The organism is Pseudomonas sp., assembly GCF_049590575.1.
In the GTDB taxonomy this organism is placed as follows: Bacteria; Pseudomonadota; Gammaproteobacteria; order Pseudomonadales; family Pseudomonadaceae; genus Aquipseudomonas.
Map to the genome: position 1 here is coordinate 1 of NZ_JBAWDE010000062.1, position 13,232 is coordinate 13,232.

A 13,232-nucleotide genomic window follows, 5' to 3' on the forward strand; every position below is an offset into this window, starting at 1 on the left:
GGGAGGGGCTTGCCCCCGATAGCGTCAGACCCATCGCCTCAAAGCCGCTGAATGGTCACGGTTCCCGCAGGCCCGGCCGGCCCCGGCTGCCCTTCCAACCCGGCGCGGCCCTTTTCGCCGCCATCGGCCTGGTACACCAGGCAGCCTTTGGACTGCCCGCCTTTGCCCGGTTTGCCTGCGGTGCCCGCCAAACCACCGGCACCGCCGTCGACCCAGACCTTGATCTGTTCCGCCGGGAAACTCTGGGGCAGCTCGACCCGCACGTGTGCACCCGGCGCACCCGGCAGGCCATCGCCGCCATTGTCACCGTTGGCGCCACGCCCAGCCGAGCCCCAGGTGCAGCCCGGATCCTCGCCGTTTGCGCCATCCAGCCCGGCATAGCCTTGGGCACCGGCACCGCCACGCGCGTCCACCGACAACGCCTCAGCCGACAGCGAAGTGATCCGCAAGGTCAGGTCACGCCCGGCCTTGGCTGGTTTTTCATGGGTGCCCGGCGCGCCACGCGAGGTGATCTGGCTGCCGTGGTCCAACTGGGCATGCCGTACCTGCAATTGCAGCGCGGTGTTGCCGGGGACGATGGCAATGCGCGCATCGCGGCCCAGGTGCAGCTCATCCACCGTGACCTGGCTGATATTGGCCGGAATCAGCAAGGTGCCGTAGTCCGCCACGTCCAGGCGCTCCAGTTGCAATACGCTGGTGCTGTTGGGCAAGCGCATCAACGAGTTGGCTTCAACACTGACGCTCTGGGCCAGGGCGACGGGGCTGACCAACGCGGTCAACACAGCCAACAGTAAAACCTTACGCATCATGGGGCTCCTGAATGTTTTCAAATTTTTCTTTGGACGCACAGTAACGACTTCTAACGGCGCTTTGCCAGTGAAGGATCAAAAAAGTTAATAAAGGGGAGGTTTCAGCCAGGATCGCCGGCAATGCCCCTGTGGAATCCACAGGGGCAAGGGTTGCTAGCGGTTGATCTGGATTTCCGTGCGGCGGTTCAAGGCGCGGCCATCCGCGGTTTTGTTGTCGGCTACCGGGTGGCTTTCACCCGCGCCGGTCACCGACACAAAGTTGCTGCGCGGCACGCCGGCGCCAATCAGGTAGTCGGTAACCGAGTGGGCGCGTTTTTCCGAGAGTTTCTGGTTGTAGGCGTCATTGCCGACACTGTCGGTATGCCCGCTGACGCGCAGTTGGGCGCTCGGCGCTTCCTGTTTCAGGCGCGTGGCGATGGTGTCGAGCTTGGTCTTATCCGCCGCGGTCAACTTGGCCGAGTCGAACTGGAAGTGCACATCGCGAATCACGATGGTTTCTTCCTTGACCACCACCACTTCCTCAACCACCGCTGCCGCCGGCGGCGCAGGTGGGCACCCGTTGGCATCTACCTGTACGCCTTTCGGAGTGCCAGGACACTTGTCGCGGCTGTCCGGCACGCCATCGCCATCTTCGTCGCCATCGCCATGCACCCAGCAATAGGCGCCGGCCATACCGCCGATCAACAACGCGCCATAGCCTGCATAGGCCGAGCTTTCAGTGGCACCGATCGCTGCACCGGTCACACCGCCCACGGCGGCGCAGGTGGGCCAATCGGTTTTTTGCAAGCCTGCGCAACCTGTCAATACTCCGGTTAGCAGAACCAAGGGTAGAGCTGTCCGCATGATGCTCATCTGATTTCTCCTGAGGGGATCGGCGGGGGCCGATGGGTGGAGTAAAGACTGCTCTTTTCATCTGCGCCACTGCGCCACACCCCCGTATTCATTGAGGATCGTCGCCCACGCAGGACTTTTCGCGGCCGCCCGCTCTAGGCCCGCACGCTCAGCCGCGCTAGTCTCTACGGTCCTGATGTGAGGATCTCTGATGATCGCTGGTATTTCTCCCCGTACGCCGCAGCAAGCCTTGGCTGCGTTGCTCGACCTGCACCAGCCAAAACGCCTGTTGCTGTTGGGCGCCAGTCAGTTTCCGGCGCTGGATGCCTTCAAAGCGGCACACCCGCAGACCGAAGTGTCTGTAGCGGCACCCGGCCCGCTGCCGGCGGCGCTGGCAGCCCAGCGTTTTGACCTGGCACTGGTGGTGGACTGCCTTGAACACCTGTCAAAACCGCAAGGCTTGACCCTGCTCGGTGGCATTCGCAACCTCAACGCCAGCCGCATTGCGGTGCTGGTGGACCTGAACGCCTGCGACTGGAAAGACACCGACTTCTTCTCACTGGCCCTGCAGGCGAGCGAGCGTTTCCAGCGTGACGAACAGGTTCTGACGCTGTTTACCTATGATCTGCTTGACTACAAACAGGTGCCGGACTGGCTCAACGCCCGTTTCTGGGCCAACCCGGAAAATTTCGGAAAGTATTGGTGGTAACCCGATGAGTACATCCATTTGCCCGTGCGGCAGTGGCAACCTGCTGGATGCCTGCTGCGGCCACTATCACGCCGGCCACCCGGCCCCCTGCGCCAGCGCCCTGATGCGTTCGCGCTACAGTGCCTACGTGCTGGGCCTGGTGGACTACCTGGTGGCCACCACCTTGCCCGCGCAACAGGCCGGCCTGGACCGCGACGCCATCGCCGCCTGGAGCGCCCAAAGCACCTGGCTCGGCCTTGAGGTAGAAAATTCCGAGGTGTTCGGCGGCCAGCCGGAACACGCCTTTGTGACCTTTACCGCGCGCTGGCATGACGCCACTGGCGAACATAGCCACCGCGAGCAGTCTTCTTTCGTACAGAATGACGGGCGCTGGTACTTCATCGACCCGACCGTGGAAGTGAAGGCCGGGCGCAACGATGCCTGCCTGTGCGGCAGTGGGCAGAAATTCAAGAAGTGTTGTTCCAGCTACCTCTAAACCTACACAGGACTCACGCCATGCTCCGGATGTACAGCTTGATGCTGGCGTTGACCCTTGGCCTGACCGGCTGCGCGTCCTGGTTCGAAGACAATGCGCCGCCGCCCCACGTTTCGCTGGTCAAAGTCGAGGTGGTGCGGGCCAAATTGCTCGAGCAGAAATTCAAGCTGTACTTTCGCGTGGACAACCGCGACGACGCCGACCTGACGGTACGTGGCCTGATCTACAAGGTCAGCCTGGGTAACTTCGTGTTGACCGAAGGCGAGTCCAATGAGTGGCTGACCATTGCGCCGCGCGGCCATGCCTTTTTCAGGGTGTCGGTGCGCACCAACCTCTGGCCGCAGATACGCGACGTGGTGCAGATGCTGAAAAAACCCGACAAACCCGTGCCGTACCGCCTGGAAGGCGAGCTGAAAACCGGATTATTCATCGGTTATGACGTGCAGGTGAACCACAATGGCGTGATAATCCCCGGCGATTTTATTCCGGAGCGACATCAATGACTCAGCAACCCCATGTCCATGGTCCTGACTGCAACCACGATCACGATCACCATGATCACGACCACGGCCATGTCCACGGCCCGAACTGCGGCCATGCTCACCAGGAGCCCGTGCGCAACGCGTTGAAGGACGTTGGCCGCAACGATCCTTGCCCGTGCGGCAGCGAGAAGAAATTCAAGAAGTGCCACGGGGCGTAAAGCCACGCTGAAGATCCAAAACGCGGGAGGGCTTGGCCCGGTAGCTGAGCGTCAGTCATTGCATCTGCCGGCTGACCTATCGCCATCGGGGACAATAACCCTCCCCAATTTTTAAGTTGAATTTCCCTCGCTGAACCTCACCTATACCTACAGGCATTCGCTCATTTGGAGAGCTTCATGATCGACCTGTACTACTGGACTACCCCCAACGGTCACAAAGTATCGCTGTTCCTGGAAGAAGCCGGCCTGCCCTACAAGGTGCACCCGATCAACATCGGCCAGGGCGATCAGTTCAAGCCGGACTTCCTGAAGATCGCTCCCAACAACCGCATCCCGGCCATCGTCGATCAAAGCCCGACCGACGGCGGCGCGCCGATTTCGCTGTTTGAATCCGGGGCAATCCTTCTGTACCTCGCGGAGAAAACCGGCCAGTTCCTGCCCAAAGACCTGCGCGGTCGCCAGGAAGCGCTGCAATGGTTGTTCTGGCAAATGGGCGGGCTGGGGCCGATGGCGGGTCAGAACCACCACTTCAGCCAGTTCGCACCGGAGAAGATTCCCTACGCGATCAAGCGTTACGTCGACGAAACCGCGCGGCTGTACGGCGTGTTGGACCGGCGTTTGGCCGACCGTGCATTCGTGGCGGGTGAGGACTACAGCATCGCCGACATGGCGATTTACCCGTGGATTGTTTCCCACAAATGGCAGAGCCAGCGTCTGGAGGATTTCCCCCACGTGCAGCGCTGGTTCAACAGCATCAAGGAACGCCCGGCCACCGTTCGGGCGTATGAACTGGTGCAAAAAGTGAATCCGCCAAAGTCCTGATCTGAAGGTGTACGAGGTCAAAATGTGGGAGGGGGCGTGCCCCCGATAGCAGTGGTTCAGACACACCATCAGTCACTGACACACCGCCATCGGGGGCTAGCCCCCACCCACATTTGATATGCACAAGACTCAAGATCTAATCCTTTGCAAAAACTCCTGCTTGCGTCGTTTCGCCGCGCTCACTAACGTAGCGCCTTTACTGACGTTACCCCCCGCAGGAGCTTTGCCATGGCCTCGCCAGCCCTCTCACATTTTCTTCCCCGGTTCGGCGTTGCCGCGGCAGTGGCCAGTGCATTAAGCCTGGCCGGTTGCCAGCTCCAGAGCACCCAGGACACCCTGCCTCCCGTCGCCGGCGTACAGCCGCTCAAGGGCCTGGCACAGAATGTGTCGGTACGCCGCAATGCCCAGGGCATGCCGCTGATCGAAAGCAACACCTTCCATGACGCACTGTTCAGCCTCGGTTATGTGCACGCCAGTGACCGCATCACCCAGATGGTCACCCTGCGCCTGCTGGCCCAGGGCCGCCTGGCGGAAATGTCCGGGCCCGAGGTGCTGGATGTCGACCGCTTCATGCGTGCGGTCAACCTGAAAAAAAGCGCCGGCGAGCTGTATAACGCCTCGTCGCCACGCCTCAAGCGCTTCTTTGAGGTGTATGCGCGTGGCGTCAACGCCTACCTGTTCCGCTATCGCGACAAGCTGCCGCCGGACCTGGCCCAGACCGGCTACAAGCCCGAGTACTGGAAGCCGGAAGATTCGGCACTGTTGTTCTGCCTGCTGAATTTCAGCGAATCGTCCAACCTGCAGGAAGAACTGGCCTCGCTGGTGCTGGCGCAAAAGGTCGGTGTCGACAAACTCGCGTGGCTCACGCCGAGCGCACCGGATGAGCCAATCCCGCTGGCCGAAGCCGAGAAACTCAAAGGCGTGAACCTGGGCCAGATCACTGGCCTGGCCGGTTTGGACACGGTCAGCCAGCAACTGAACAGCCTCAACGCGCTGGCGGTGACCACCTCGAGCAACTGGGCAATCGGCCCGCAACGCAGCCGCAGCGGCAAAAGCCTGCTCGCCGGCGACCTCGCCGCCCAGCCGCAAGCCCCGTCGCCCTGGAGCTATGTGCAGATCCGCGCCCCCAAATACCAGGCTGTCGGCGCCTCGATTGCCGGGTTGCCGACCCTGTTGTCGGGCTTCAACGGCAACGTGGCGTGGAGCATGAGCGCGGTCAAAGGCGACACCCAGGACCTGTTCCTGGAAAAGGTCAAACGCCAAGGCAGCGCGTTGTACTACGAGAACAACGGAAAATGGCTACCGGCGGCGGTGCGTAACGAAACCTTCTTCGTCAAAGGCCAGCGCTCGATTCGCGAAGTGGTGTACGAAACCCGCCACGGCGCACTGCTCAACAGCAGCCAGGCCCTGACCAGTGGTTTTGGCCTGGCGCTGCAAACTGCCGACTTCAAGGACGACAAAAGCCTGGACGCGTTCTTCGACCTGTCCCGCGCGCAAAACGCCGGCAAGGCCTCGGACGCCACCCGCACTATTCGCGCGATTGCCTTGAACATGATCTTCGCCGACGCCGGCAGCATCGGCTGGCAGGTCACCGGCCGCTTCCCCAACCGCCGCGAAGGCGAAGGCCTGCTGCCGTCGCCGGGCTGGGATACGCGCTTTGACTGGGACGGTTACGCCGACGCGATGCTGCACCCCTACGACCAGGACCCGGCCCAGGGTTGGATCGGCACCGCCAACCAGCGCACCGCGCCGCGCGGCTATGGCATGCAGTTGTCCAACTCGTGGGACGCGCCGGAGCGCAGCGAGCGCCTCGCGCAACTGGCGAATGCCGGCAAGCATGACAGCCGCAGCATGATCGCCATGCAATACGACCAGACCACCACGTTCGCCGCCAAACTCAAGACGATGTTCCAGGCGCCGGGCATGGCCCAGCCGCTGAAGCAGGCGATTGACGCACTGCCGGCGGCTGAACAGGGCAAGGCCCGCGAGGCACTGAATCGCTTGATGGCGTTCGACGGTCGCCTGGTGTCCAGCTCCGCGGACGCGGCAATTTACGAACTGTTCCTGCAGGAAAGCACCAAGCAGATTTTCCTCGACGAACTCGGCCCGGAAACCAGCGCCAGCTGGAAGGCCTTTGTCAGCAACGCGAGCCTGTCGTATGCCGCCCAGGCTGACCACTTGCTGGGCCGTGAAGACAGCCCGTTCTGGGACGACGTGCGCACCGCGAAAAAAGAAGACAAACCGGCGATCCTCGCGCGCAGCCTCGCGGCCGCGATCACTGCGGGCGACAGCCAGCTCGGCGCCGATCACAAGGCCTGGCAGTGGGGCAAGCTGCACAGCACCACCTGGAAAAACGCCAGCGGCCAAGTGATGCGTGGCCCGCTGGCCAGTGGTGGTGACCACAACACCCTGAACCCGGCGCCCTACCGCTGGGGCCAGGACTTCAACACCACCCAGGTGCCGGCACTGCGCATGATCGTCGACTTCGGCCAGGTGGAACCGATGATGGGCCAGGGTGGTATCGGCCAGTCCGGCAACCCGGCCAGCCCGAATTATGCGAATGGCATCGACCCGTCGCTCAAGGCGCAATACCTGAGCTTCCCGATGCAGCCGCAGAACTTCGAGAAGGTGTATGGGAAGACGAGGTTGACCCTGACGCCCGGTAAATAATCCGGTTTCCTTTGAAGAAACCGGATGAAAATGTGGGAGGGGGCTTGCCCCCCTCCCATATTTGACCCCATGCATTCAGATAGAACTTCTGCGCTCGGCCCCTCCTCATAAGTAACAAGCCCACCTCCCCGGTCATCCCATGGACCTTGTCATCGCCCGGCCCGAAGGCCTCTACTGCCCCGCCGGAGATTTCTACATCGACCCCTGGCGTCCGGTGGAACGCTCGGTCATCACCCACGCCCACGGCGACCACGCCCGCACCGGCAACCAGCACTACCTGGCCGCGGCGCCTGGCGAAGGCATCCTGCGCTCGCGTTTGGGCCAGGACATCAACCTGCAAACCCTGGCCTATGGCGAGCAGCTGGTTCACCACGGCGTGACCCTGAGTTTTCACCCTGCCGGGCATGTACTCGGTTCGGCCCAGGTGCGCCTGGAATACCAGGGCGAAGTCTGGGTTGCATCCGGCGATTACAAAGTCGAACCGGATGGCACCTGCGCGCCCTTCGAACCGGTGCGTTGCCACACGTTTATCACCGAATCCACCTTTGGCCTGCCGATCTACCGCTGGCAGCCCCAGGCGCAGATCTTTGCCGGGATCAACGCCTGGTGGCAGGCGAATATCGCCGCCGGCAAAGCCAGCGTGTTGTTCTGTTATTCCTTCGGCAAGGCCCAACGCATCCTGCACGGCATCGACGCCAGCATCGGGCCGATCCTCAGCCATGGCGCGGTCGAACCGCTGAACCGGGTGTACCGCGAAGCCGGGATCTACATTCCTGAAACCCTCTACGCCGGCGACTTCAAAAAGACCGACCCGCTGCTGCGCCAAGCCCTGATCATCGCCCCGCCCTCTGCCGGTGGCAGCAGTTGGATCAAGCGCTTTGGCGACTACAGCGACGCCTTCGCCAGCGGCTGGATGCGCCTGCGCGGCACCCGGCGGCGGCGTGGGGTGGACCGGGGTTTTGTACTGTCGGACCACGCCGACTGGCCTGGCCTGCTGTGGGCCATCGAACAAACCGGTGCCGAACGGGTGATGGTCACTCACGGCTCTGTAGGCGTATTGGTGCGTCACCTGCGGGAAAAAGGTCTGGATGCTCAGGGCTTCACCACCGAATACGGCGATGACGAAGAAGAGGCCAGCGCATGAAAGCCTTCGCCGAGCTGTACGCTAACCTCGACGCCACCACCTCCAGCAATGCCAAGCTGGCGGCGCTGCAAGCCTACTTTCTTCAGGCTCCCCCGGAAGACGCCGCGTGGGCCGTGTATTTCCTCTCCGGCGGGCGCCCCCGTCAGTTGGTGCCCACCCGTTTGCTGCGGGACATGGCCACCGAGGCCTCGGGCATTGAGCCGTGGTTGTTCGAGGAAAGCTACCAGTCGGTCGGTGACTTGGCTGAGACCATCTCCCTGCTGTTACCCGAATCTACCTACACCTCGGAAGACGGCCTGGCGGTGTGGCTCGAAGAAAAGCTGCTGCCCCTGCGCGGTTTGCCGCCCCTGGAACTTGCCGAACGCCTGCCCGCCCTGTGGGCCCAGCTGGATCAGCCAAGCCTGATGGTCTGCATCAAATTGATCACCGGCAGTTTTCGCGTCGGCGTGTCGAAACTGCTGGTCACCCGCGCCCTCGCCGCGATGGCCGACCTCGACAGCAAACGCGTGGCGCAACGCCTGGTGGGCTACACCGACCTGTCCAACCGTCCCACCCCTGAAGGCTATCTAAAGCTGATCGCCGCCGAGTCGTCCGACGAACATGCACAACGTGGCGGACAGCCGTATCCGTTTTTTCTGGCCCATGGGTTGTCGCAGCCGGTGGAGCAATTCGACGCGCTGCTCGGCTCCCCCACCGACTGGCAGGTCGAATGGAAGTGGGATGGCATTCGCGCGCAACTGGTCAAGCGCGAAGGTCGGCTGTGGATCTGGTCCCGTGGCGAAGAGTTGGTGACCGAGCGTTTCCCTGAACTGCATAGCCTGGTCAGCGGCCTGCCGGATGGCACGGTGATCGACGGCGAAATCGTGGTCTGGAAAGACGCCGTGCAACCCTTTGCCCTGTTGCAACAGCGGATTGGCCGCAAGACCTTGAGCAAAAAGGTACTGGAAGATGCACCGGTCGCGGTCCTGGCCTACGACCTGCTGGAGCATCAGGGCGACGATTGGCGCAGCCACACCCAAGCCGCACGCCGCGCCCAGCTCGAACAGGTGATTGCCCAGTGCAACCAGCCGGTGCTGCTGCCATCACCGTCGCTGACCGGTACGAGCTGGGCAGACCTCGCGCGGCAACGCGAAGCCTCTCGCCAGCTAGGCGTGGAAGGCATGATGCTCAAGGCCCGCGATGGCCTGTACGGGGTGGGCCGCACCAAGGACATGGGCGTGTGGTGGAAGTGGAAGGTCGACCCGTTCAGCGTCGACGCGGTGTTGATCTATGCCCAGCGCGGCCATGGCCGCCGCGCCAGCCTGTACAGCGACTATACCTTTGCGGTGTGGGATGGCCCGCCCGGCACCGAACGCACGCTGGTGCCTTTCGCCAAGGCCTATTCGGGGCTGACCGACGAAGAAATGCGCAAGGTCGACGCGATTGTGCGCAAGACCACCGTCGAGAAGTTCGGCCCGGTCAGCAGTGTCACGCCGAGCATGGTGTTCGAGCTGGGCTTTGAAGGGATCGCCCTGTCCAAGCGGCACAAAAGCGGAATCGCGGTGCGGTTTCCGCGGATGTTGCGTTGGCGCCAGGATAAGGCGGTGGATGAAGCCGACAACCTGGCCACCCTGCAAGACCTCCTGACCTGAAAAGGCCATTGTGGGAGGGGGCTTGCCCCCGATGGCGGTGGGTCAATAACAGATAAGTTGGCTGGTTCACCGCGTTCGGCGGCAAGCCTTCTCGCACATTTGGATCGCGACACGATTCGAAATGGTGCACTCAATTTTCGACGCCCATTTTTGGGCATCTCCTACACTCAGATTTCCCTTGTCCCACCTTTTAAAACGCTCATTCGGAACTATGGTGCAGAAATTGCTACTTGTGTTCCGTCTGACACCGTTCAGTAACAGTCCTAAACGCGCCACAAGCGCTTATCTTGGTTTCCAGGGATTACATAATGAAAAAAGCATTACTGACCCTTTCTGCACTGGCTCTGTGCATGGCCGCTGGTTCCGCCTTGGCCAAGGAATACAAGGAACTGCGTTTTGGTGTCGATCCGTCCTACGCGCCGTTTGAATCCAAAGCGGCCGACGGCAGCCTGGTGGGCTTCGATATCGACCTGGGCAATGCGATCTGCGCCGAGCTGAAAGTGAAGTGCAAATGGGTTGAAAGTGACTTCGACGGCATGATTCCAGGCCTGAAAGCCAACAAATTCGACGGCGTGATTTCGTCCATGACCGTGACCCCGGTGCGTGAGAAGGCCATCGACTTCTCCAACGAACTGTTCTCCGGCCCGACCTCGCTGGTGTTCAAGAAAGGCGCCGGTTTCTCCACCCCTGAGTCGCTCAAGGGCAAATCCGTGGGCTACGAGCAAGGCACCATCCAGGAAGCCTACGCCAAGGCCGTGCTGGATAAAGCCGGTGTCACCACCAAGGCCTACGCCAACCAGGACCAGGTTTACGCTGACTTAACCTCCGGCCGCCTCGACGCTTCCGTGCAAGACATGCTGCAGGCCGAACTGGGCTTTTTGAAGTCCCCGGCCGGTGCCGGCTATGAAGTCAGTGCTGCTATCGATGACCCATTGCTGCCGTCGAAAACTGCCATCGGTATCAAAAAAGGTAACACTGAGCTGAAGGCGCTTTTGGATAAAGGTATCAAAGCGTTACACGATGATGGCACCTACGCCACCATCCAGAAGAAACACTTTGGCGATTTGAACCTGTACAGCGGCAAGTAATGCCCGAGGCGCCCCTTCTCTGAGGGGGCGCTTTTTTATCGCCATAGGTCCTGATTTATGTTCGAAGAACTGTTGCAAACCCTCGGGCTGAGCGCGCTCAGCTTGAAGGGTTTCGGCCCACTGTTGCTGCAAGGCACCTGGATGACCATCAAGTTGTCGGTGCTGTCCCTGGCCGTCAGCGTGTTGCTGGGCCTGCTCGGCGCCAGCGCCAAACTCTCCAGCCTGCCGTTCCTGCGCATCCCCGCCCAGCTCTACACCACGCTGATTCGCGGTGTACCCGACCTGGTGCTGATGCTGCTGATTTTCTACAGCCTGCAAACCTGGCTCACCGGCCTGACCGACTTCATGGAATGGGAATACATCGAGATCGACCCATTCAGCGCCGGGGTGATTACCCTGGGCTTTATCTACGGTGCGTATTTCACCGAGACATTTCGCGGCGCGATCCTCGCCGTACCGCGCGGCCAACTGGAAGCCGCCACGGCCTATGGCCTGAAGCGCGGGCAGCGGTTTCGCTACGTGACCTTCCCGCAGATGATGCGGTTTGCCCTGCCGGGTATCGGCAATAACTGGATGGTGATGCTCAAGGCCACCGCGCTGGTGTCGATCATCGGCCTGGCGGACCTGGTCAAGGCTGCCCAGGATGCCGGCAAGAGCACCTACCAACTGTTCTATTTCCTGGTGCTCGCCGCGCTGATCTACCTGTTGATCACCAGCGCGTCCAACTTTGTTCTGCGCCGTCTTGAACGTCGCTACTCCGCAGGCTCCCGGGAGGCAGTGCGATGATCGAACTCTTGCAGGAATACTGGCGCCCCTTCCTTTATAGCGACGGCCAGCACATCACCGGCCTGGCCATGACCATGTGGTTGCTCAGCGCGTCGCTGGTGATTGGCTTTCTGGTGTCGATCCCGCTGTCCATCGCCCGCGTGTCGCGCAACCGCCTGGTGCGCTGGCCCGTGCAGTTTTACACCTACCTGTTCCGGGGTACGCCGCTCTATATCCAGCTGCTGATCTGCTACACCGGCATCTACAGCATCGCCGCGGTGCGTGAGCAGCCGGTGCTGGATGCGTTTTTTCGCGATGCAATGAACTGCACCATCCTGGCCTTCGCCCTCAACACCTGCGCCTACACCACGGAGATTTTCGCCGGTTCGATCCGCAGCATGGCCCACGGCGAAGTCGAAGCGGCCAAGGCCTACGGCCTGAGCGGCTGGAAGCTCTACGCCTATGTGATCATGCCGTCGGCATTGCGCCGCTCGCTGCCGTACTACAGCAACGAAGTGATCCTGATGCTGCACTCGACCACGGTGGCGTTTACCGCGACGATTCCCGACATCCTCAAGGTGGCCCGGGACGCCAACTCGGCCACCTTCATGACCTTTCAATCATTCGGCATCGCTGCGCTGATCTACCTGGCGGTGACCTTTGCCCTGGTCGGTCTGTTTCGTCTGGCGGAGCGCCGCTGGCTGGCTTTTCTCGGGCCGAGCCATTAAGGAGCCTTCATGCGTCATCAGGTACATGATCTGATCGCGCCGGTGCCAGGTACGGCGCGGCAGATTCACAGTTTCCACTTCGGCCCGCAGCAAGCCCAAGGCAAGGTCTACATTCAGTCGTCGCTGCATGCCGATGAACTGCCGGGCATGCTCGTGGCCTGGCACCTCAAAGTGCGGCTGGCGCAACTGGCGACCGCCGGGCGCCTGCGCAGCGAGATCGTGCTGGTGCCCATCGCCAACCCGGTGGGCCTGGAACAGGTATTGATGGACATCCCGCTGGGCCGTTACGAGCTAGAAAGCGGGCAGAACTTCAATCGCCTGTTTGTCGACCTCAGTGAAACCGTCGGCAATCAAGTCGAGGACGTGCTCGGGGATGACCCGCAGCACAACGTCGACCTGATCCGTACCGCACTGCGCAACGCCCTGGCCGCGCACACCGCCGACACCCAGTTGCAATCCCAGCGCCTGGTGCTGCAACGCCTGGCCTGCGACGCCGATATGGTGCTCGACCTGCATTGCGATTTCGAAGCCGTGGCGCACTTGTACACCACGCCCGAAGCCTGGCCGCAGGTGGAGCCGCTGGCGCGCTACATCGGCTCGGAGGCGAATTTGCTCGCCACCGACTCGGGCGGGCAATCCTTCGATGAGTGTTTCACCCTGGTGTGGTGGCACTTGCAGCAACGTTTTGGCGAGCGCTTCCCGATCCCGATGGGCAGCTTTTCGGTGACCGTCGAGCTGCGCGGCCAGGGCGACGTCAACCATGGCCTGGCCAGCCTCGACAGCCAGGCGATCATCGATTACCTGATTCACTTCGGCGCGATTGAAGGCGAGGCGGCGCCGCTGCCCGACCTGCCCTACCC

The 13,232-nt window shown here is 61.8% G+C and carries 14 protein-coding genes; 12 read left to right on the forward strand and 2 right to left on the reverse strand.

Annotation, left to right across the window (positions count from 1 at the left end):
• Positions 1 to 38: 38 nt before the first annotated feature.
• Together WBR57_RS04500 and WBR57_RS04505 are read right to left on the reverse strand one after the other, a co-directional pair.
• On the reverse strand, positions 39 to 806 hold the full coding sequence (locus WBR57_RS04500) for a collagen-like protein (RefSeq protein WP_424082511.1): 768 nt from the start codon (positions 804 to 806) through the stop codon (positions 39 to 41).
• A gap of 156 nt (positions 807 to 962) precedes the next feature.
• On the reverse strand, positions 963 to 1,661 hold the full coding sequence (locus WBR57_RS04505; RefSeq protein ID WP_424082513.1) for an OmpA family protein: 699 nt from the start codon (positions 1,659 to 1,661) through the stop codon (positions 963 to 965).
• Positions 1,662 to 1,851: 190 nt separating this feature from the next.
• On the opposite strand from WBR57_RS04505, the gene WBR57_RS04510 reads away from it, so the two are divergent.
• The 12 genes from WBR57_RS04510 to WBR57_RS04565 all read left to right on the forward strand — a co-directional run.
• A complete protein-coding gene (locus WBR57_RS04510; RefSeq protein WP_424082515.1) occupies positions 1,852 to 2,349 on the forward strand; it encodes a DUF6231 family protein in 498 nt (165 codons plus the stop codon).
• A gap of 4 nt (positions 2,350 to 2,353) precedes the next feature.
• The gene (locus tag WBR57_RS04515; RefSeq protein ID WP_424082517.1) at positions 2,354 to 2,824 is read left to right on the forward strand and encodes a YchJ family protein; all 471 of its coding nucleotides are present in this window, start codon (positions 2,354 to 2,356) and stop codon (positions 2,822 to 2,824) included.
• A gap of 20 nt (positions 2,825 to 2,844) precedes the next feature.
• Positions 2,845 to 3,327, forward strand: a complete 483-nt coding sequence (locus WBR57_RS04520; protein WP_424082519.1) for an LEA type 2 family protein — start codon at positions 2,845 to 2,847, stop codon at positions 3,325 to 3,327.
• Positions 3,324 to 3,524: an SEC-C metal-binding domain-containing protein gene (locus tag WBR57_RS04525; protein WP_003189235.1), complete on the forward strand. Its 201-nt coding sequence runs from the start codon at positions 3,324 to 3,326 to the stop codon at positions 3,522 to 3,524. Before WBR57_RS04520 ends, WBR57_RS04525 begins: the two co-directional genes overlap by 4 nt.
• Positions 3,525 to 3,701: 177 nt before the next feature.
• Positions 3,702 to 4,346 carry a glutathione S-transferase N-terminal domain-containing protein gene (locus tag WBR57_RS04530; RefSeq protein WP_424082522.1) on the forward strand — a complete coding sequence of 215 codons (645 nt, stop codon included), beginning with the start codon at positions 3,702 to 3,704 and terminating at the stop codon, positions 4,344 to 4,346.
• 228 nt (positions 4,347 to 4,574) lie between these two features.
• A complete protein-coding gene (locus WBR57_RS04535; protein WP_424082523.1) occupies positions 4,575 to 7,016 on the forward strand; it encodes a penicillin acylase family protein in 2,442 nt (813 codons plus the stop codon).
• 139 nt (positions 7,017 to 7,155) lie between these two features.
• Entirely contained in the window at positions 7,156 to 8,160 is a 1,005-nt protein-coding gene (locus WBR57_RS04540) for a ligase-associated DNA damage response exonuclease (protein ID WP_424082525.1), read from the forward strand.
• Complete coding sequence (locus WBR57_RS04545) at positions 8,157 to 9,791, forward strand: ATP-dependent DNA ligase (protein WP_424082527.1); 1,635 nt, start codon at positions 8,157 to 8,159, stop codon at positions 9,789 to 9,791. The genes WBR57_RS04540 and WBR57_RS04545 overlap by 4 nt, the downstream gene beginning before the upstream one ends.
• A 308-nt stretch (positions 9,792 to 10,099) precedes the next feature.
• Entirely contained in the window at positions 10,100 to 10,879 is a 780-nt protein-coding gene (locus WBR57_RS04550; RefSeq protein ID WP_065872418.1) for a transporter substrate-binding domain-containing protein, read from the forward strand.
• A gap of 57 nt (positions 10,880 to 10,936) precedes the next feature.
• A complete protein-coding gene (locus WBR57_RS04555; protein ID WP_053137181.1) occupies positions 10,937 to 11,665 on the forward strand; it encodes an ABC transporter permease in 729 nt (242 codons plus the stop codon).
• Positions 11,662 to 12,372 (forward strand): ABC transporter permease, encoded by a 711-nt coding sequence (locus WBR57_RS04560; RefSeq protein WP_424082530.1) that lies wholly within the window; start codon positions 11,662 to 11,664, stop codon positions 12,370 to 12,372. The genes WBR57_RS04555 and WBR57_RS04560 overlap by 4 nt, the downstream gene beginning before the upstream one ends.
• Before the next feature lie 9 nt (positions 12,373 to 12,381).
• On the forward strand, positions 12,382 to 13,232 hold an 851-nt coding region (locus WBR57_RS04565), incomplete at its 3' end, for a succinylglutamate desuccinylase/aspartoacylase family protein (protein WP_424082532.1).